Here is a 22,383-nt window from a genome sequence, read left to right as displayed (position 1 = left end):
TTTATGATTTTTTATTTAATATATTTTTAAATGCCCTTATGATAACTAAGCCGAGAATGATTAATAAGACAGTAACTCCTCCACCTATTACCATTCCTTTAATCTTACCAAACTTCTCCTTCTTTAATGGTAATATTGGTTTGTCTATTATCTGAATTAATGGTGTCTCCTTACGTAAAGTAACTTTAGCTAATTCACTTTGTTTAACTAATTCAGTTAAAATAGCTGTATTAGCTTGTACATCGACTTGCTTTCTAGCAGATGGAGCACGGCGCACATTCAAAGCAGGGTTTAAATTAAAAGTATTGTCATTTGCCACTGCAACACCTGTAATAGAACTATTCAATTCTTTACGAATAGAATCTGTTTGTCGTTCCAAAATAAGCATATTTTCACGTGATTTCTGACTTTTTGTAGAGACATAATAATCAGACACTTGCTTAACTAAACCCTCACAAAAAAATTTAGAAAACAGTTCATGTGCTGAAACCACGTCTACACTTATAATAGCTATTTTTTTGTCTCTCTGGCCAACTGAAAGAGAGTTTACAGATAAATTATCATAAATAACACCTAATATACTATCCTTATCTCTTGAGAATTCCTGTCGTGGTTTTCCTGACAAAAACTTAATAGTATCAAATCTAGGATTTTTTGCCCACTGTTCTCTCCATCGATTATTAATAATATACATTTCAGCAATGGATATTGACCTACCATTAATTAATACAGAACTCAACAATGTCTTCTCAACCATCAATCGAGATTTAAATAGTTCAGCCAAATTAGATCCTGTAAAAACACTACCTCCACTTTCGCCTAAATCTAAACCGAAAGAACTCGCCAAACCTAAAGCACCACCTAATCCACCACTTTTTTCATCTTCCAGCGCAAAGGATAAACTTGCAGTATATACTGGCTTTTTAATATACGAATAAGTTAAACCAATAGCTGTACCAATGATTCCCGCTAGAACAATAATCTTCCATTGAGAAAGCAAGTACGAACACCACTCCTTTCCTTTCTCTATCAATTCCTTTAAGGATATTTCGTCGTTTTGGATTTCTTCGTTCATATTATTATTCTGTTATCCGTTTTACATTGTCTGATTTCGGTTTTCTGTTGTCTGTTGCTGCGGCAAACTATGCTACTCACTCTATTTATTTTTGGGCTGTCGGTTTTCTGTGGTCTGTTTTCATCTGTTTATACAACACTGGATGTAATCGACTATCGTTGTTTTCTGTTTTTCCCGTATAGTTTTCGGTGTCCTGTTCGCTCTTTCCCGAAAACCAATAACCCGTAACAGAAAACTGAGAACCGAAAACTCCTATCTCAATATCGCAATTATCACTCCAGCCAAACTCGCCAATACTCCCGCTATACTAACAAATTCTCCCGTGCTCATTTTCTTAACTTCTGGTTTCTCAGGCACAATAATTTGAGATCCTGGCGTAACTTTTGGATAGTTTCTAAAAAATAAAAACGAACTGGTCACAGCCGCCTTACCATTAGGGTAAATGATATAAGATTTTTTCTTCCAGCCTTTATGATCAACTCCACCTACCGAATTTAAGTAATAACCAAATGATTTTCCTCTGTTATATGGAATCTCTGATGTTAACAACACATTTCCACTAACTTTCACGCCTTCATTAAAGGTAGCTACTTCAATTTCATCTCCAGGGAATAAAGTCACATTGGTACTACTATTTTGATTTTTAACAATCGATTTCCAGTCAACTGGAATGGTCGCATACTTGACCTCTTCCTTTAATTTTTTCTCCAATGACTTCTGGATACTGTCGTTTTTTCCCAAATTCAAGTTCACGTTTTGAAGGTCTTCTATTTGTTTCGCTTGTATTGGTCTTTTAATTCTCACTCCTTCTATATTGGCTATTGAAGTCAAACCACCCGCTCTTTGGATGATATCATACACTCTATCTGTTTTGTGCGCTAAAACATATTTACCAGCATAATTTACGGCACCGCTCACAGTAACCATTTCTGGTTTTTCGTAAACAGCCATTCTACGAATATTCACCACATCGAAAGGCTGTAATTCAAAATTTTTAGCCTGCTCGTTGTTATTCGGCGTAATTTCAATAGAAAACAATTCCGCTTTATTAGGATTAGCATCATCAATTTGCTCCGATACGATCATTCTAGCAATCTCCACTCTTTTTGAAGCAGAACCCGTTAATCCACCTGCTTGCACTAAAAAATCATTTAAGGTTAAACCTTCATGATAATCGTAAACCCCAGGGCTTTTAATTTCGCCATCAATAGTTACTTTGTATTCTTCAACAAAATCTAAAATAGAATACACCGTTACTACATCTTCTTTATTCAATGCAATATCAGCTTCTAGATTTCCACTCATAGCACTGTCCAAATCTACGTTAACAATTTCAGTCGTCAAATCTGATTTTACTCGAATGATTCTTGCTCTTTTGCTATAAGCATCTTCTTTTAATCCGTCTGCCTTTAAAATCAAATCCGAGATTCGCATTCCTTCATAAAACGAATAGGTATCTGGTCTAAAAACAGCACCTTCAATTTTAATACGATTTTCGAAACGGTTTAAAATTTTCGTCACTCTGAATACATCTCCAGACAATGGCTTGTAGCTATTGAATTCTGCAGTTTTTATGTCTCTAACTTTAAACTCCTTTGCTGTTTTCTGTAAGACATTCACGGAAGCCGTATAAGCAAACTCATTAAATCCTGAAGCAAAGGACAATAAATCCGCAAAAGTTTCTCCTTTTTTCATTTCGAATATCCCAGTTCGCTTCACTTCGCCTTCAACAGTAACCCTTTGGCTGTATGCGGGAATTCTGATAACATCATTGTCTTTTAAACCTACATTATCGGATTGATCTCCATTCACTAAAAAATGATAGATATCAATGGTTCTGTATAATTTATTATCTCTTAACAATTCAATATTTCTGTAACTCCCGTTCTTTCCAGGACCTCCACCTAAGAACAACGCATTATATACGGTTGCTAAAGATGAGATAGAATAGTTACCTGGTTGGGCGCTGCCAATTAGGGTTATTTTAATAGTTCTAATACGACTTAAACTCACACTCACTTGCGATTGCCCAGAAGGCACTGTACTATATACTCTTGATATTGCTCCTTTTATTTTTTGGGTCGCGGCCTCTATTGTCATCCCTGAAACCGAAATCTGACCTACATTTTGAATACTTACTTTACCCTCAACAGAAACCGGAATATTACCGCTGAATTCCTGAACTCCGTAAACACTTACTTGCAATTCGTCACCAGGTCCCAATATATAATTTACCGGAGTCGCTAATTTCAAATTAGGTTCGAAATTTAACGTTGCATTATCAAACAGCTCCGAACCAAAAATCAAAGGATTTATATGATCTTTATTTTTAGTATTGATAATTTCTTCCTGCTTTCTGGAAATCTCCCCTCCAATGGTATTACCGTTAATGGAAGTATTAGTATTCGCTGCTGGCGTCGCTAATCGCGCTTTTAACTTAGCAAATTCAGAAGCAGGCATTCCTTTCGCTAATGCCATCGGTTCTGCCTGGGCAATAGTCATATTATTGCTTTGCAACTGCGCTTGTATTTTAGCAATATCACTATCATTTAAGCTATCTACTTTTAGCGTGCTCAAATCATTACTTCTTAACAAGTCCTGAGCTATTATAGTCGAGGATTGCAAAAGCACAAATAATATAAATAGAAATGCAACTGTTTTTTTCATATTTGGAATTTTTTATGCAAAAAGGGAATTAATTAATTTGCAAATAATCAAAAAGTATTTTGGAGAGTGAATAAACCTATAAAAACAGGAAAAAGTAATAGTATATAAATGGCTTAGCCCTCGTGACTCCCATTTCTGGCTCACTAATTCTTATTAAACTTTACTATTCCAATTCCAGTAAATTAATTAAAAATCAATACTGAATTTGAGTCGGCAAATATAGCTTTTAAAAAACTGAATTCTAAATTTTGTTTTACTAATTGTCACACTTAAAAACTATCTCAAGAAAAAATCCAAAACAAACAACTGTTAACCAGTAAATTAAAAACTACTTGCCAAGAATTAATCCCTATAAAAATCACCTAATTTAGTGATGCCGGTAAATAGTTTATTTAACAGTTTATAGCGTTTTATTTAAAATCTAGCAAGGCTTGTCCTCTCCTCAATTTCGCTTTTTATTTTTTTCCGCACTAGTACCTCATTCTTTCTAATCACAGGGGAAAATAAAAAACCTGGAAGTCAGCGAGATGCTCTCTTTTTAAAAATAATTTGGCTCCCTTTAAGGTTGGGGCAAAACAAATTATTTTTAAATTCACTTTAGTCGTATCCTCTCCACACGTCGTTTTTCATTTTTTCCCCGCCAGATTGCTTCATTCTTCGCAATGACAGATGAAATGAAAAACTTTAAATACACCGAAAGGTTATCGTTTAAAAATCATTTGGCTCCCTTTAGGGTAGGGGAAAAACAAATGATTTCTAAATTCTCTTTAGTCGTATTCTCTCCACACACCGTTTTTCATTTTTTCCCCGCCAGATTGCTTCATTCTTCGCAATGACAGCTGAAATGAAAAACTTCAAATACACCGAGATGTTCTCGTTTAAAAATAATTTGGCTCCCTTTAGGGTCGGGGAAAAACAAATGATTTCTAAATTCTCTTTAGTCGTATTCTCTCCACACACCGTTTTTCATTTTTCCCCCGCCCTAAAGGGTGAAATGAAAAACTTTCCAATCAACAAGATGTTCTCGTTTAAAAATAATTTGGCTCCCTTTAGGGTCGGGGCAAAACGAATTATTTTTAAAATATTTCATACAGTTAGAAATAGGGCAACAACACCGTTTTTCATTTTTCCCCCTCCCTAAAGGGTGAAATGAAAAACTTCAAATACACCGAGATGTTCCCTTTTAGAAATCATTTGGCTCCCTTTAGGGTAGGGGAAAAACATATTATTTTTAAAATATTCAACGTTATTTCCCCTTTAGCTTTGACTCTGCTAGAGGGCAAAACAAATTATTTCTTATTCTAACAACCCTGGATTTTCTCTTTCTAAAGTTCCATACAGACTCTTTACATCCTGAGAAAATTCCTTTTGGAGAATTAAATGTGCTGAATCAGTATAAATAAAAATAGTGTCTTTCATACCAATAAATGCCGTGTATTTTTCCGTACCAATAACCATATTTCTATGCTTGTCTACTGGATGCCCAATAGAAACTAAATATTCATACACCGATTCAAAAGAACCCAAATCTGACCAGATAAACTCAGAAGAAACAACTTTTATTTTTTTACTTTTTTCCATTACAGCATAATCAACACTAATGGAAGGGATTTGCATCGAAGCCTCAAAATCAATTACGCCTGCCACACTTTTCTCCCACGCTATTTTGGATTTCTCATATACTTTTGGCGCATATAATTTCAATTCTTCTAAAAATACGGATGCTTTAAAACAAAACATACCACTATTCCATAAAAAATTCCCTTTTGCAATAAAGTCGGCAGCGGTTACTTGATTTGGTTTTTCTCGAAAAGAAACAACATCATCCCCATTTCTCTCTATGTACCCATACCCGATTTCTGGTTTTGTAGGAATGATTCCAAAAGTCACTATACAACCCTTAGAAGCCTTATCAATCGCTTCTCCCATGGCTCGCTCATAGCTTTCCATATTGCCAATAATATGATCAGAAGGAGTAACAATTAAAATTGCATCATCATCAGAGGCAAAGGCTGCAAAGGCTATAGCTGCTGCCGTATTCCTGGGTGTAGACTCGATGATGTCAACATAATCTGTAGCAGTTTTAGCCAAAATAGCCTTACTTAAGTGACAATTATCAATATTCCCTACAACCATTATTTTAGTTGCAATATCTTTATTACGATCCACGGTCATTTCAAATAATGATTTTCCGTCAAAAATATCAAGATACTGTTTAGGTCTACTTTTACGTGATAAAGGCCATAATCTACTTCCTACCCCACCGGTAAGAATGACATGTGTAATTGAATTGTTTTCCATAAAGTAATTTTTAGGGGATTTAAACATCTATATTATTATTATTCTACAATTCTTTCTCAGCTCCTTCTTTACGGAGACTACTACCTAAAAAACGATGGTCCCGCACATTGAAATAAAGTATAGTTCCTTTCTCCTCACAATGACCGCGACCAGTACAATCAGCCTCTATATATTTTACCTATAATACGTACATCTATTTTAAAAGAGCGCAAAATGCCCTCTAAATCTTGTTAAGTTGCATAAGGAACAATTTCATCTACCTATCTACATCCCTTTAACTGCATATAACGACCAACGGCAGATTGTGTAGGCCTGTCCTTTTTTGGACGATCAATTGTCCAATCTGTTTACACAGTAGATACTAAATAATCACATTGCCTTTTGGCTTCTTCTAACATTATAATAGGACCCGCATGAAGCAAATAGAACTCACTAAAGGTTATTCCTACTTTCACTTGTTTGTCTATTTTATATTAACCAATTATATCGAGCACCAAACGAACTTAAATTTTAGCCCGAAAGCATTCTGGGTTAATACTTAGTAATTTAAAAAGCCCCATTTTTATATTTATCCCTTTACAAAGAAATACTTCACACACAGCCTCCCTCTCCTTGGGAAAAGTCCCGATAGCTAGTGGGACTAAAATATTACCTTATAATTTAAAGTCATCCTATTTTAATTTTATTCTTTTTACAAAGAAATGCTTTACACACAGCCTCCCTCTCCTTGGGAAAAGTCCCGATAGCTAGTGGGACTGAAATAATACCTTGTAATTTACAAGTCATCCTATTTTAATTTTATGCTTTTTACAAAGAAATACTTCACACACAGCCTCCCTCTCCTTGGGAAAAGTCCCGATAGCTAGTGGGACTGGAATAATACCTTGTAATTTACAAGTCATCCTATTTTAATTTTATGCTTTTTACAAAGAAATGCTTTACACACAGTCTCCCTCTCCTTGGGAAAAGTCCCGATAGCTAGTGGGACTAAAATATTACCTTATAATTTAAAGTCATCCTATTTTATATTTATCCCTTTACCAAGAAATGCTTTACACGCAGTCTTCCTCTCCTTGGGGAAAGTCCCTATAGCTAGTGGGGCTGAAATATTACCCTGTAATTTAAAGTCATCCTATTTTAATTTCATTCTTTTTACAAAGAAATACTTCACACACAGCCTCCCTCTCCTTGGGGAAAATCCCGATAGCTAGTGGGACTGAAATAATACCTTGTAATTTACAAGTCATCCTATTTTAATTTTATGCTTTTTACAAAGAAATACTTCACACACAGCCTCTCTCTCCTTGGGAAAAGTCCCGATAGCTAGTGGGACTAAAATATTACCTTGTAATTTACAAGTCATCCTATTTTAATTTTATGCTTTTTACAAAGAAATACTTCACACACAGCCTCCCTCTCCTTGGGAAAAGTCCCGATAGCTAGTGGGACTAAAATATTACCTTGTAATTTAAAGTCATCCTATTTTATATTTATCCCTTTACCAAGAAATGCTTTACACGCAGTCTTCCTCTCCTTGGGGAAAGTCCCTATAGCTAGTGGGGCTGAAATATTACCCTATAATTTAAAGTCTTCCTATTTTAATTTCATTCTTTTTACAAAGAAATACTTCACACACAGCCTCCCTCTCCTTCGGAAAAGTCCCTATAGCTAGTGGGACTGAAATAATACCTTGTAATTTACAAGTCATCCTATTTTAATTTTATGCTTTTTACAAAGAAATGCTTTACACACAGTCTCCCTCTCCTTGGGGAAAGTCCCGATAGCTAGTGGGACTGAAATAATACCTTGTAATTTACAAGTCATCCTATTTTAATTTTATGCTTTTTACAAAGAAATACTTCACACACAGCCTCCCTCTCCTTCGGAAAAGTCCCGATAGCTAGTGGGACTAAAATAATACCTTGTAATTTACAAGTCACCCTATTTTAATTTTATGCTTTTTACAAAGAAATACTTCACACACAGCCTCCCTCTCCTTGGGGAAAGTCCCGATAGCTAGTGGGACTAAAATAATACCTTGTAATTTACAAGTCACCCTATTTTAATTTTATGCTTTTTACAAAGAAATACTTCACACACAGTCTCCCTCTCCTTCGGAGAGGGCCGGGGTGAGGAATTTCTACAACCTTCCATCCACAACATCTCCTAAAACACCTTTCACATCATACAAGACGCTTTTTGTGTTTTGTAAATGTGAAAAATCCAAGTCCAGAAATTCGGTATGCGCAACACCAAGAACTACGGCATCAAATTTTTGATTTGGTACTACCGCAGTAGTTTTTAATTTATACTCGTGATTTACCTCCGCCGGATTAGCCAAAGGATCATATATCGTAACAGTAATTCCGTAGTCCGTCAAAGCAGCAATTACATCTACAATTTTTGTATTACGCACATCAGGACAGTTTTCTTTAAAAGTAATTCCTAACATTAAAAGCGTAGCGCCATTAACCGAAATCCCTTTCTTAATCATTAGTTTCACGATTTGCGCCGCTACATACTCCCCCATACTATCATTCAATCGTCTTCCTGCCAAAATGATTTCAGGATGATACCCCATTTCCTGCGCTTTTTGAGCCAAATAATAAGGATCAACTCCGATGCAATGTCCTCCAACCAATCCTGGTTTAAAAGGCAAAAAATTCCATTTGGTTCCTGCTGCTTCTAAAACCGCATGGGTATCAATATTTAATATATTGAAGATTTTAGCCAATTCATTGACAAATGCAATATTGATATCACGCTGCGAATTTTCAATTACTTTGGCTGCTTCGGCTACTTTAATGGAGGGTGCTAAATGTGTTCCGGCAGTAATTACAGATCGGTATAACTGATCCACCTTTTGACCTGTTTCAGCTGTGGAGCCAGCGGTCACTTTCAAAATTTTATCTACGGTATGTTCTTTATCACCGGGATTGATTCGCTCCGGAGAATAACCCACAAAAAAATCAATATTAAATCGTAGTCCTGAAACTCTTTCCAATACCGGCACACACTCCTCTTCGGTCACACCCGGATACACTGTAGACTCATAAATGACAACATCACCTTTTTTCAAGACCTTCCCTACTGTTTCAGATGATTTATACAAAGGAGTTAAATCAGGACGGTTATTTTTATCGACTGGAGTAGGAACGGTGACAATGTAATAATTGCAATTCTTGATATCATCTAAGTCTGTAGAGCAGAACAACCCATTTAGATCCGTAGGATTGGCAACTAAAACTTGCTTCAATACAGCTTCAGACACCTCTAAAGTACTATCTGTACCTGAACGTAACCCGTCAATTCTACTTTGATTTATATCAAATCCGACAACAGGATACTTCGTTGCAAATAAACGCGCCAAAGGCAAACCTACATAACCTAATCCGATAATTGCTATTTTTATGCTAGAGCTCATTCTTTTTCTGTTATTTATAATCTAATCCTATTTCAATAATCTTATTATACATGCTTCATTTTCAAAACACAACCTAAGCTTTCTAAAACAAGAACATAATGCGTTTTATTTACTTCCCTAACAACGGCCTCTTGAGCAGAGAACGGACCAGACTCTAAAGTGATTTTATCGCCCACTTGTATGGAATCTATCGAAAAATCATAAGCATCTGGAGTTTCCAACCATTTTTTAATGGTACCAATCTCTTCATCACGAACAATAGCAGGCTTTCCCAACCAAAATAAATACCGAACTGCACCTGCTGACTGAAACACTAAATTACGATCAGAGTCTGCTAATTGCACAAAAATATAGGAATTAAAAAGTGGCACTATAACCTTCTTCTTTCTATCTGACCATTGTCGCACCTGAGTAATCAGAGGGCAATAGCATTCTATTCCTATTTTTGTCAATTGCTCCGCTACTTTCTTCTCCCATTTAGGTTTTGTATATACTACGTACCAGTTCTTCATTTGCTTTGTTTTGAAATAACATCTTGGTGCTATTCCTTTATTTTATATAAATATCTATTTGTTGTTCCCTACTTGTTTTTAGTCTCGAATTACACAAATTCATGTATTATTAGAGCTACTCGACTTACCCCATGACCGTTTTAATCGCAAAGTAGCAAATTAATATTTAAACAACTTTCAGTACTGATTGCATTTTTATTATAATGGTACGCTTTCCCTTTTTTAGCTCAATTACTTTTATTTTAAGCAGTATTCACTAAATCTATGATTTGTCATGATCAAAAAAAAAAATAACGCAATGCGTAGCAATAAGAAGCAAAACACCTTGGCATAACAATCAAATATTCATGTTTGTAAAATTATTTTTTTGGTATTAGTTAATCTTCTATTTCACTATCTGATCCGGATAGCTATCAGGAATTTTTTTATAAAATAGCGAAAGCATTTTTATAAAAATGTATCGAGAATCGCAGCCGAAAACAAATTTTATTAGCCATCTAACTTGTACCAATTTATTTAATAAACAAACTTCGCTTAGTCTCCCTCTCCTTTGGAGAGGGCCGGGCTGAGGACTTACGACCCTATACCCTGATACACAAATCCTATTTTCTCCAGAGCTGGACGATTCAATATATTTCTTCCATCGAAAACAAAAGCAGGCTTTTGCATGGAGTCATAAATTCGTTGCCAATCGTACTGAGCAAATTCGTCCCATTCAGTAAGTACTGCAATAGCATGTGCATTTTTGCAAGCTTCATAAGGATCTTCAAATGATAGAATTGCATTTGCATTATTCTCTGCATTTCTAGATTCCAAATAATCCAAATCAGCTAAGATTTTCTTTCTGGAAACCTTAGGATCGAAAACGGCAATTTTTGCGTTTTCATTAATCAGATCATCTGCCACATAAATCGCAGCAGACTCCCTAGTATCATTCGTGTCTTTTTTGAAAGCCCATCCTAAGAATGTGATTTTTTTATCGGAAACGGTATTGTAAAGTGTTTGTACGATCTTACTAGAAAAACGTCTTTTTTGATGATCGTTCATTATGATGACTTGCTCCCAATAATCAGCAACTTCGTTCAACCCATAGGATTTTGCAATGTAAACCAAATTCAGAATGTCTTTCTGGAAACAAGAACCTCCAAAACCAACCGATGCTTTCAGGAATTTTGCTCCTATTCGGCTGTCCATTCCTATGGCTTTTGCCACTTCATTCACATCAGCACCCGTCTTCTCACAAAGCTCAGACATGGCATTGATTGATGAAATTCTTTGTGCCAAAAATGCATTAGCGGTCAACTTAGACAACTCTGATGACCAAACATTGGTAGTCAGAATTTTATCGATTGACACCCAGTTAGAATAAACGTCAACAAGAGATTGTATCGCTTTTGCACCTTCTTCCGTTGAATCTCCTCCTATTAATATACGATCTGGATTCAACAAATCCTGAACCGCTGTTCCCTCCGCCAGAAACTCTGGATTAGATAAAATCTGAAATTGCACCCCATTACCGGTATTGTCCAAAATACTTTTGATGGCTTCTGCCGTTCGAACGGGTAGTGTTGATTTCTCTACGACTATTTTATCATCCTTGGCTATTTTAGCAATTTGTCTAGCACACAATTCAATATATTTTAAATCGGCTGCCATACCTTTCCCCTTTCCAAAGGTTTTGGTAGGAGTATTCACCGAGATAAAAATAACCTGTGCCTCGTCGATTGCTTTTTCAACATCCGTAGAAAAGAATAAGTTTCTTCCCCGAGCTTCTCCAACAATTTTATCCAATCCCGGTTCGTAAATCGGGATATTATCTAAATTCTCGTCATTCCAAGCCGCAATTCGTTCTTCATTCAAGTCAACAACTGTAACTTGTATCTGTGGACATTTCTGTGCTATAACTGCCATTGTAGGTCCTCCTACATATCCGGCTCCAATGCAACAAATTTTTGTAATTTTCATTTCTTTAATTTTAATTCTTTATCATATTTTATTTTCGTAAAATACTAGTAGTGAATCGCTATCAAAAACAGCTCAATTCTAACTACTCAAAACCGAAACCCACCCTTAAATTAATAACGTCAAAAAACGACAACAAAACGGAGTGGCAGCAGTCCGCGAGTTGAGTCTGAAAGGCGAACGGCTCGGGCTGCGGAACATAGTTTTGAGGTAGTTTTTAAGTTATGAGTTTTCAGGTAGTGAAATCGAAGATTCATGAATACAAAAAAACAATATTAAAGCGTGAATAATTTTTTGTTACTTTTTTTATCAAGAAAAAAAGTAAAAACATAATTATTTTATTCAAATATTGTCCCTGCTAATCACTACAAACCTAAAAGTTACAATCCACTACTCATAAAACAAATCCTATGACAATCGACAACCACTAACCGCCTACTTCAAATTATTCCAATACCAATCAATCGCCTCTTTTAGTCCTTGCTGTAACGAGTATTGTGGATTATAGCCTAACAATTCTTTTGCTTTAGCGATACTAGCCAAAGAATGCGGTATATCCCCCGCTCTATTGGGTCCATAGCTTACCTCTACATCAGCTATAGCTGGATCATATTTTGCTAAATATTCTTTCAAATAATTCACCAAATCATTTAATGTATTTCTATCTCCAAAAGCCGTGTTATACACCGTATTTACCGCAGCCGGATTGTCTGTAGTCATTGCCAATTCATTCATTTGAATGACATTATCAATATAAGTGAAATCGCGTGAATAATTTCCGTCGCCATTGATGGTAATCGTTTCATGATTCATCAATTGCATTACAAACTTCGGAATTACCGCAGCATAGGCTCCATTAGGATCCTGTTTCCGACCAAAAACATTAAAATAACGTAGTCCTATTGTTTCCAAACCATAGGTTTTGCTAAAAATATCAGCATACAGTTCGTTTACATATTTAGTTATTGCATAAGGAGAGAGCGGTTTTCCTATCACATCCTCTACTTTAGGCAATCCAGCCGAATCTCCATAAGTAGAAGAGCTGGCCGCATACATAAATCGCTTCACTTTAGCATCCGTAGACGCTACCAACATATTCAAAAAACCGGACACATTTACGTCATTAGTAGTAACCGGGTCATTAATAGATCGCGGTACGGAACCTAGCGCTGCCTGATGCAAGACATAATCTATCCCTTTCACCGCATTCTGACAATCAATAGCATTTCGTATGTCACCTTCAATTAACCGAAAGTTTGGATTATCGATAAAGTCTTTTAAATTATGTCGGTGTCCCGTAGCAAAATTATCCAAGCATGTTACTTCCTGCCCTTTGGATAAAAAATACTCACACAGATTAGAGCCAATAAATCCAGCTCCGCCCGTAATTAATATTCTGCTTTTCACTCCCTCTTTCATTTATATTAATTTAAAAATGCTACCATTATTTTTTTCGTTTTAACCCCAATTTTCTACTGATTGCATCAAAGAAATTCCGTGGTTTACCTTCATCCGTGTATCCGTTTGAATACGGACCGTATCCATAACCATAGCCGTAACCATAGCCATAACCTGCACCATATTTAGCCTTATTTTCAAAACCATTAAAAATAATACTGGCATTGTCAAGTTCTCCTCGTTTCACTCTATTATTCAACAACGTAATCATTTCCTTTTTGGAAAAATTCTGTCTCACAATATATAAGGTGACATCAGAGTATTGGGATAATTCCAGAGCATCGGAAACTAGTCCAACTGGTGGTGTATCTAAAATGATATAATCGTAGGTTTTCTTTAATTCTTCAATCAATTCTCCCATTCCATCACTCATAATCATTTCTGACGGATTTGGAGGAATAGGGCCTGAAAGAATTACATCAAGATAAGGAATCTGAGTATGGTTGATAATCTCATCAACACTTTTTTGCTTAATTAAATAGTTAACAATTCCAACTTCATTTGATAAATTGAACTCATCAAATAATTTGGGCTTTCTTAAATCTAATCCAATAATCACAGTTTTTTTTCCGCTTAACGCAAAAACGGTAGCGATATTTATAGAACAGAATGTTTTTCCTTCCCCACTGACAGAGGATGTAATCATCAATGTTTTCGCACCATCCACATTTTGTTTTTTATACAAATACTGAAGTGAAGAACGTATCGCCCTAAAGGATTCTGACAATGCTGATTTAGGTCTGTCATAAACCGCCAAATCAGAAATTTCTTTGTTTAGACCTACCACTCCGATTAAAGGAATTTTTGTCAGTTTTCCAATATCATCTGTATTTTGAATCGAATTATTAATGAAGAAAATAAAAAACACAAACAACAACGGAAACAGTATCCCCAGAAACAGTGCTAACACATAGTTAGCGGATGTCCTTGGACCTATTTGCCCCCCACCTACATCTTTTGCTGGGTCGATAAAATGAATGTCAGACAAATTTGCCGCTTTTACAATATCCGCTTCACTTCTTTTTTGAAGAAAAGTACTATAAATATTATCACTTAAATCATACTTCCTTTTTATTTTAATTAGTTCCTGCTGGTCATCCGGAAGCGTCTTTATTGTACTTTCTGTTTGACTAATTTTATTATTGACCAATGCCAAATCATATTGCAAAGACGATTTTGCAGACGCAATATTTTCTAACAATACATTTTTAATAGCCGCCATCTGATTGTCAAAATCTTTAAATATCTTATCGCTTTTTACAGCATAAGCCATTTCTGATCTTTGACCTGAAAGCGAAATCAATTTGGAAACATTAGTCACCACATTTGGATCGTCAATACCCGCTACTGATGGCGCCGGGAGTTTTGAGTAGTCCACACTATTTTTTAGATACGACTTTAAGGTGTTATAATACGTGATTTTACGGTTTACTTCATCTTTCTTCACATCAAATTCAAGCATCTTATCAGAAAACTTAGCCCCTCCTTCTTCAATATCGTAGATATTCTTGCCTTTTCTAAATGATTTTAGTTCATTTCCCGTTTCTTTCAACTGAGATTCCATCGCAATTAATGTACTATCAATAAAAGCGATTGTGTTTGTAGCAAATTGGTTCTTGCTGTCCAATTGTCTTTTGATAAGCATTTCTACGGTCGAATTCAGGTATTTAACCATCCTTGCCTTATTTCCCCCTTGCATTCCAAGTGTAATTATAGAACCTCCTTTGTCATCTGAACGAACATTTATTCCTTTATACCCCGCAACTGTTCCATTAAAATCGCTAAACGAAACAAAATACTCATTGCCTTTATAAAATCCTGGGTTATCATTTATTTGCAGTTTCCAATTCAAAAAAGGCAAAGAAACCCGTTCACCAACCTTGTATCTCTTAACAAAATCCACTGTAGCAACAGCCGTGTTACTATATGAATTATCTGAATAAGTAATTAACGAAACATTTTGACTTGCAAATGGGATTCGAATTTCATAAACATTTTCACTTACAAACGTAATTCCTATGAGACTTCCTGATAGCTGTCCTTTTGATTTATCAATCTCTACATAAAAAGGAACTGCACCATAGGCATCCTCAAGCGCATATTTACCCTGAACTAAATAATTAATGTAGTATTGAAGCTTGTCTACTACCAATTCGTTATGTGACCTGGACTGTATTGTTGTCGAAATAGTTTGAACCTGATCCGAAGTACCACCCCAATTAAAAACAAGACTGGTATTAGAAGTAAACAACGGATTACTTTCTTCCTTTACAGAAATAAGCGTCTCCATACTATACACTTTGCTTTTACGAATATTCACCTGATACGCTATGGTAAAGGTGATAATTAAGCTTAATAAGAACCATTTCCAGTAACTTCCAATTTTTATTAAAAACCCTTTAAAGTCAAAACTAACCTGGTCTTCAAAAATCGAAAAATCTTTTATATCTAACATTTTTTGATCTCTGTTTTAATTTTTAAATAGCAAGAAAAAGGTCGTTGTGGCCAATGAAAGCAAAGTAATAATTGTTCCCATCGATTCTATTCCCGTTTTTCCAGTTCCCCAAGTTTTTTGTTTGAGTGGTTTGACATAAATATAATCATTAGGCTGTAAATAAAAATAAGGCGAATTCATTACATTGATATCTGTAAGATCGAGATCATGCATTTGTACACCTGTTGGCGAATTTCTAATAATTGTAACCGCTTTCCTATTCCCTGTTATAGTAATGTCTCCCGCGTTTGCGATAGCCTCCATAATATTCACGTTTTCTTGAAATAAAGTCTTGGTTCCCGTACTTCCTATTTCCCCATTAATAGTATACTTGAAGCCTGCTAATTTTACAATAACAAAAATATTAGCTTCCTTTTTAAAATATTCAGATAACAACTGCTTTTCAATTTTAACTCTTATTTCATCCAAAGTAAAACCAATTACATTAAGTTCTCCTAAAACAGGCATTCTAATATTCCCATGATCATCAACCGTAAAACCGTCGAAATACAATCCCGATTCTGATTTTCCAGCGACTCCTTCGTTTGTGGTACTAAAAATAGCAACTAATTTTGGATCAATCGCCTTGATACTGATACTCAACACATCGTTAGTTTGCAATCGATATGGTTTTGCGACAATAGCAGAAATTCCTATTTCTGTTTCAGAATTATCCTTTTTTTGCAAGTAAATTAAATCCTGAGTTGGAATACATGAAGTAAATAACACACTAATACCTAGTAATAAATAGAATATATGTTTGTTCATTTTTATGTTTTATATAACAAATATAGCTTTTCATTTACTATATCAAAAGTTTAGTTATTTATTAAGACAATTAATTATTTTTGAATGACTTTTCAAAAGGTACGCGCTGCAATATGCTTCTTCCTAAAGTAACTTCATCTGCATATTCTAATTCATCTCCTACGGCAATTCCGCGTGCGATGGTAGAAATCACAATAGCAGCATCTGCAATCTGCTTATAGATGTAAAAATTAGTAGTATCGCCTTCCATTGTTGAGCTTAAAGCAAAAATAACTTCATTTACACTGCCTGCCTTTACCTTTTCCACCAATGTTGTAATTCTTAACTGACTAGGCCCCACTCCATCAATAGGAGATATTTTACCCCCTAAAACGTGATAAATTCCTCTAAATTGTCCCGTATTCTCGATTGCCATGACATCACGAATATCTTCCACAACACAAACAATTTGATGATTCCGATTTTTATTAGCGCAGATCTCACAAATAGCACTGTCTGAAATATTGTGACAATTTGTACAATACTTAATATCTTCTCGCATGTTTACCAATGCTTGAGCCAAAAAACCAGTTTGCTCTTTGGGTTGTTTCAATAAATGCAACACCAAACGCAAGGCAGTTCTCTTTCCTATACCCGGTAATTGAGATATTTCGTTAACTGCTTTTTCTATTAATTTTGAAGAAAATTCCATAACTGCAAATGTAGCAATTTGTTTAATTGTTTAAATGGTTATTTAGCTAATCCCTTCTTTAAATTCATGCTCGAATAAATAAAGGAAGTATCGATTAAGGGATTAACTAAAAATTTGTATTTTGGCTTTTCAAAATACAAAAAATGACACCCTTCGCCATTCTATCCCTTATCGTTATCTATTTCGGAATATTATTTGCTATTTCACATTTCACTAGTAAAAAAGACAGCGGAAATGATGCTTTCTTTAAAGCAAATAAAAACTCTAAATGGTATTTGGTCGCTTTCGGGATGATAGGAACAGCGCTTTCCGGAGTGACTTTTATTTCCGTTCCTGGAGAAGTGGGAGCTCCAAGCGGAGAACAATTCAAGTATTTTCAGTTTGTTCTTGGAAACGCAATAGGTTTTATATTCATTGCTAAAGTACTATTACCATTATACTACCGAATGAACTTGACTTCTATTTATGGATATATAGAACGTCGTCTCGGAACCTATTCTTATAAAACTGCCGCTACAATATTCTTAATAAGCCGCACCATTGGATCTGCATTTAGATTGTATCTTGTTGTCATTGTATTGCAACGATTTGTATTTGATTTTTATGGAATCCCATTCGCAGTTACTGTACTGATTTCATTAGCTCTAATATTTGCATATACCTATCGAGGCGGTTTAAAAACTATTATCATCACTGATACCCTGCAAACGTTTTTCTTAGTCACCTCTGTTTTTATGACTATTTATTTTATTTGCCAAAGCTTAAACCTTAATGTTATCGAAGCTTTTGAAGAAGTTAAAAATAGTAATTATTCTAAAGTATTTTTCTTCGAAGATTTTCTAGGCAGTAAATTTCACTTTGTAAAACAAATCCTGGGCGGAATTTTTGTAACGATCGCTATGGTAGGATTAGATCAGGATCTAATGCAGAAAAATTTAAGTTGCGCAACCATTGGCGAAGCCCAAAAAAACATGTTTACTTTCACCGGAATATTTGTACTGATCAATATATTCTTCTTAAGTGTAGGTGCCTTACTTTATATTTATGCAGCAAAAAACGGAATTGAAGTCCCAACGGATTTGGTTACCGGAAAACCACGAACCGATTTGCTTTTTCCTGAAATTGCCTTTCATCACTTAACTTTGATTCCGTCAGTTATATTCTTACTCGGATTAACGGCGGCGACATTTGCAACAACAGACTCAGCCTTAACTGCCCTAACCACTTCCTTTTGTGTCGATTTCCTTGGAATGGATAAAACTGAAAACAGGAACAAGCCCACTGCTGTAAGAGCAAGGCATTTCACTCATCTTGCCTTTTGCTTTCTAATGTTTTTAGTGATTGTGTTTTTCAATTCTGTAAACGACAGCTCTGTAGTGGGGATGATTTTCAGAATTGCTTCTTATACCTACGGCCCATTACTAGGATTGTACAGTTTCGGTTTATTTATGAAAACAAAAACAGTTAAGGATCAATTTGTACCGTTTATCTGTTTATTATCTCCTGCCCTAACTTTTTTACTTAGCGAAAATTCAAAAGTATTATTTTTTGGATATGTATTCGATAACGAACTGATTATCATAAACGGACTAATCACTTTCATAGGATTGCTATTGATTAGCAAACCAGCTTTAGAAGAAACTCGTTTTTAATTTCCATACAGAGTCTTAAGAAAGTGTTTGTAATTGCATTCCGTCTCTTTGTTAAAACGAGACGGAATGAACACAATAATGTAATTTCATGAAGTATTAGGATAATTCACAAACAAATTTAGGTGCTTAATACCTATTTGTAGTCAATAAAACCAATGTACAAGCAACTTCTGATTTTATGTTATTCAATTCCAAAAGCTGATAAAATTCTGGGTTTTCAGTCCCTGGATTAAAAAGCACACGTTTTGGTTTAGTTTCTACGATATAATTATAATAATCTTTTTGACGCGCTGGGTTTAAATATAAGGTAATGGTATCGATGTTTTTTAAAGGAATCGCTTTAGTCTGAATTTTTATTCCAGCCACTTCTCCCGCATTTTGACCAATAGCAAGAACAGAATGCCCTTTCTCAACAAGCATAGTAATCGCTTTGTATGCATATTTCTCTGGTTTTGCTGATGCACCAAGAACTAAAGTTTTTTTATTTTTCATTATTTTATTATTTTTTGGTAAAAGTACTAAAATACTATAGTCCGTTTTAATTAAAATTAATATCTTTCGATTTCTAATTGTATTATATTACAATTCTATTCTTCATATTATAACCTTTTCTTAATCCTAAAGATGCTTTAACAGGCAATACAACAACTAATTTCGCGAAAAAACATGGAACTTTTTATTTATTTGTTTGCTGCCCTTTTTTCAGTTATCAACCCTATTGGTACAGTTCCCATTTTTGTTGGACTCACACAGGATGATGACAAAAAAGAACGCTCCCGTATTTCACTGTGGACGGCAATCAATGTTTTTGTGATTATGATTATCTCCTTTTTTTTAGGGGAGTATGTTTTATCCTTTTTCGGAATTAGTATGGAAGCTCTACGTATAGCAGGAGGAATTGTTATAGCCACTTCAGGGTTTTCTCTGCTCTCAGGCCAATTTAACAAAAAAAGAGGTGTGAGCAAAAAGGTAGAAAGTGATGCACAAAAGCGAAATGATATTGCTTTAACTCCATTAGCAATCCCCATGCTTGCTGGGCCGGGATCTATGTCGCTGCTAATTGCATTTTATAGTGAACATCATCAAACATCCGAAATTATAATTTCAGTTTTAGCAATGATAGCCGTAGCCATCGCTATTTTTGTCACCTTGAGAAGTGCACATTATCTGGCTAAAATACTTGGAGCTTCCGGAATTGTAGCTATTTCCAGAATTGTAGGTTTTATTGTAATTGCTATAGGAGTTCAATATATTATCAGCTCTATAATAACAATAGTCAAAACAAATTTGATGTAAAAAAAAGATCGCGATAATTCAAAAAAAAAGACCTTCAAAAATATTTGAAGGTCTTTTTTTTTATGCTTTCGGTAAGAAAATTTCTGCCATCATACATCTGGCACTTCCACCGCCACAAGCTTCAATAGTATCTAAACTTGAACTAAGAATCGTAGCATGTTTTTCTAATTGCTCTATTTGTTTTGGCTTTAAGCTCTGATGTGCAGCCGCACTCATTACCAAATACCTTTTATCATCTGCACCTCGCACTTCCAGCATGTTTCCAGCGAAAGTATTAACTTGGTCTTCTGTGATTAAAATCACCTCTTTATTATCCTTTTTAAGATTATCCAAAACCATTTTGCGTTCTTTTCTATCATCGATGCAATCAGCACAAATTACCGCAAAAGTTTCACCCAAACACATCATAACGTTAGTGTGATAAATCAATTTTCGTTCTCCATTTACAGTTTGAAAAGCTTCAAACAATACTGGTGCATAGTCAAAATCTTCACAGAACTCAATAAACAATTCTTCATCAGCTCTTGGAGATAAAGCACAATAGGCTTTTTCATTCGCTCTATCAAGAAGTAAACTTCCAGTACCTTCTAAGAAAAAACCATCTTCCTCTGCAGAAGTATAATCTACAATATTTTCAATCTTGAATCCTTTCTCTTCTAACATATCCAAAATTTCCTCACGACGTTCCTGACGGCGATTCTCCGCAAACATAGGGTACAATGCCACATCTCCATTTTCATGAAAAGAAACCCAGTTGTTTGGAAAAACACTGTCTGGAGTATCTGGATCTAATGTGTCATCTACTACAGTGACATCAACACCCACAGCTCTTAGTTTTTCAACAAAAGCGTCAAATTCTTGTTGTGCCTTTGCATTTACTGTTGCCGGTAAAAGGTCGTCTAATACTTTTTGATAATAATTATTAACTGCCGTTTGTTCGTTCATTCTAAACGCCACCGGACGAATCATCAATATAGAATTTGTTGTTTGTTTCATGCTTTTTTTGTTTAAAAGTTTCAAGTTTAAGATTTGCTCAGCTAGTTCACTTACTCGAATCAAGTTGCGAACAGCCAAAATTAAGACCTTAATCGTGAAACAAAATTTTTAGTCTCTTATTAAAGGTAGTGTAGAACAACGTAATAGTCCTTCTTGTTTGGAAATCTCGGCATAAGGAACTTCTTCCACTGTAAAACCTTCAGATCGCAACCAATTATTTAATCTTGTAAAATTCTTTTCGGAAACCACAACATTAGAGTCAATAGAAAACACATTAGAATTCATAGTGTACATCTCATCTCTAGTGATATGAAATAAGTTTTCTTTGCCAAAAAGGTTCACCAGATACATATAATCCGCTTCTTCACGAAATCCGCTCTTATAGATAATTCCCTTATTAGGGCCTACCGGCTGGAAACAACAATCAAGATGTAAAGCATTATCCCTGGCTTCAATTTTAGATTTCACCAAATCAAATTCTTTAACGATTTTATTAGGAAACAAGTCTTTTATAAATTGTACTCCCTCTTTATTTGTTCTTGCAGTAATATAATCTTTATAATCACTTCCTTTATAAGTACCGATAAATATATGGTCGTCCCAAAGCATGACATCCCCACCTTCGATATGCACCTCTTCAGGAGGACGAACTACTTTTTTAGGATCCATCTGATCAATTACATATTGAATAGCATCTAGCTCTCTCTCGCGTTCCGGTAATATATTTGATTTGATGAAAACTCCATCAATTACAAAACCAATATCTCTTGTAAATATCTGATTATAATCAGCAATTAACTCGGGTCTATAAATTGTGACATCATATTTATGAAGCACTTTATTAAAAGCTTCCATCTCAGCCACCATATCCTTTTCAACCGGATAAGTCCCTGCTAATATATGCTCTAATGATTTTGGATCATATGCTTCATCTACTGACGGCATTTGACCATTACTAATTGCTGTTCCCAAAACTACTGCTCGTAATCTTGAACTCTCGTTCTTTACATTTAAATTTAACATATAGTATTTCAATTTGGACAAAGGTAAAAAAAGCCTCACTAGAAAGTGAAGCTTTTTAAAATTG

At 35.1% G+C, this 22,383-nt stretch carries 15 protein-coding genes and 1 pseudogene; 2 read left to right on the top strand and 14 right to left on the bottom strand.

All coding sequences use genetic code 11. The annotated features are described in order from the left end of the window. Position 1: 1 nt before the first annotated feature. The 11 genes and pseudogenes from BLV35_RS14215 to recR all read right to left on the bottom strand — a co-directional run bounded on the left by BLV35_RS14215 (position 2) and on the right by recR (position 17,352). Positions 2 to 1,075 carry a Wzz/FepE/Etk N-terminal domain-containing protein gene (locus BLV35_RS14215; protein ID WP_091091674.1) on the bottom strand — a complete coding sequence of 358 codons (1,074 nt, stop codon included), beginning with the start codon at positions 1,073 to 1,075 and terminating at the stop codon, positions 2 to 4. Positions 1,076 to 1,327: 252 nt separating this feature from the next. Continuing rightward, positions 1,328 to 3,742, bottom strand: a complete 2,415-nt coding sequence (locus BLV35_RS14210; protein WP_091091670.1) for an SLBB domain-containing protein — start codon at positions 3,740 to 3,742, stop codon at positions 1,328 to 1,330. 1,296 nt (positions 3,743 to 5,038) lie between these two features. Beyond that, positions 5,039 to 6,043: a mannose-1-phosphate guanylyltransferase gene (locus BLV35_RS14200; protein ID WP_091091664.1), complete on the bottom strand. Its 1,005-nt coding sequence runs from the start codon at positions 6,041 to 6,043 to the stop codon at positions 5,039 to 5,041. Positions 6,044 to 6,086: 43 nt separating this feature from the next. Beyond that, positions 6,087 to 6,498: pseudogene (locus BLV35_RS19515) on the bottom strand (adenylyltransferase/cytidyltransferase family protein). Positions 6,499 to 8,183: 1,685 nt separating this feature from the next. Beyond that, positions 8,184 to 9,467: a nucleotide sugar dehydrogenase gene (locus BLV35_RS14190; RefSeq protein WP_176980627.1), complete on the bottom strand. Its 1,284-nt coding sequence runs from the start codon at positions 9,465 to 9,467 to the stop codon at positions 8,184 to 8,186. Between the two features lie 44 nt (positions 9,468 to 9,511). Next, complete coding sequence (locus BLV35_RS14185) at positions 9,512 to 9,979, bottom strand: UpxY family transcription antiterminator (protein ID WP_091091661.1); 468 nt, start codon at positions 9,977 to 9,979, stop codon at positions 9,512 to 9,514. Between the two features lie 573 nt (positions 9,980 to 10,552). Continuing rightward, on the bottom strand, positions 10,553 to 11,944 hold the full coding sequence (locus tag BLV35_RS14180; RefSeq protein ID WP_091091658.1) for a UDP-glucose 6-dehydrogenase: 1,392 nt from the start codon (positions 11,942 to 11,944) through the stop codon (positions 10,553 to 10,555). A gap of 432 nt (positions 11,945 to 12,376) precedes the next feature. Beyond that, entirely contained in the window at positions 12,377 to 13,360 is a 984-nt protein-coding gene (locus tag BLV35_RS14175; protein WP_091091654.1) for an SDR family oxidoreductase, read from the bottom strand. Positions 13,361 to 13,385: 25 nt separating this feature from the next. Beyond that, entirely contained in the window at positions 13,386 to 15,854 is a 2,469-nt protein-coding gene (locus BLV35_RS14170) for a polysaccharide biosynthesis tyrosine autokinase (RefSeq protein WP_091091650.1), read from the bottom strand. A gap of 15 nt (positions 15,855 to 15,869) precedes the next feature. Further along, positions 15,870 to 16,661: a polysaccharide biosynthesis/export family protein gene (locus BLV35_RS14165; protein ID WP_091091647.1), complete on the bottom strand. Its 792-nt coding sequence runs from the start codon at positions 16,659 to 16,661 to the stop codon at positions 15,870 to 15,872. 70 nt (positions 16,662 to 16,731) lie between these two features. Further along, positions 16,732 to 17,352: a recombination mediator RecR gene (recR, locus tag BLV35_RS14160; RefSeq protein ID WP_091091643.1), complete on the bottom strand. Its 621-nt coding sequence runs from the start codon at positions 17,350 to 17,352 to the stop codon at positions 16,732 to 16,734. A gap of 143 nt (positions 17,353 to 17,495) precedes the next feature. On the opposite strand from recR, the gene BLV35_RS14155 reads away from it, so the two are divergent. Further along, the gene (locus BLV35_RS14155) at positions 17,496 to 19,004 is read left to right on the top strand and encodes a sodium:solute symporter (RefSeq protein ID WP_091091639.1); all 1,509 of its coding nucleotides are present in this window, start codon (positions 17,496 to 17,498) and stop codon (positions 19,002 to 19,004) included. Between the two features lie 126 nt (positions 19,005 to 19,130). Here BLV35_RS14155 and BLV35_RS14150 read toward each other — a convergent pair whose 3' ends face one another. Next, positions 19,131 to 19,496: a CoA-binding protein gene (locus tag BLV35_RS14150; protein WP_091091637.1), complete on the bottom strand. Its 366-nt coding sequence runs from the start codon at positions 19,494 to 19,496 to the stop codon at positions 19,131 to 19,133. Positions 19,497 to 19,670: 174 nt separating this feature from the next. Between BLV35_RS14150 and BLV35_RS14145 the strand changes: the two genes are divergently transcribed. After that, positions 19,671 to 20,300 carry a MarC family NAAT transporter gene (locus BLV35_RS14145; protein ID WP_091091632.1) on the top strand — a complete coding sequence of 210 codons (630 nt, stop codon included), beginning with the start codon at positions 19,671 to 19,673 and terminating at the stop codon, positions 20,298 to 20,300. A 60-nt stretch (positions 20,301 to 20,360) separates the two neighbouring features. Here the strand turns inward: BLV35_RS14145 and ctlX are convergent, their stop codons facing one another. Both ctlX and BLV35_RS14135 read right to left on the bottom strand, forming a co-directional pair. Beyond that, positions 20,361 to 21,296: a citrulline utilization hydrolase CtlX gene (gene ctlX / locus BLV35_RS14140; RefSeq protein ID WP_091091813.1), complete on the bottom strand. Its 936-nt coding sequence runs from the start codon at positions 21,294 to 21,296 to the stop codon at positions 20,361 to 20,363. A gap of 108 nt (positions 21,297 to 21,404) precedes the next feature. After that, positions 21,405 to 22,319, bottom strand: coding sequence for a dimethylarginine dimethylaminohydrolase family protein (locus BLV35_RS14135; protein WP_091091629.1), 915 nt, complete (start codon positions 22,317 to 22,319; stop codon positions 21,405 to 21,407). Between the last annotated feature and the right edge of the window lie 64 nt (positions 22,320 to 22,383).

Origin of the sequence: Flavobacterium gillisiae, from assembly GCF_900107635.1 — a bacterium.
Classification (GTDB): Bacteria; Bacteroidota; Bacteroidia; order Flavobacteriales; family Flavobacteriaceae; genus Flavobacterium; species Flavobacterium gillisiae.
The sequence above is the reverse complement of the archived record's forward strand: the minus strand, read 5'-3'. Positions and strand labels throughout refer to the sequence as shown.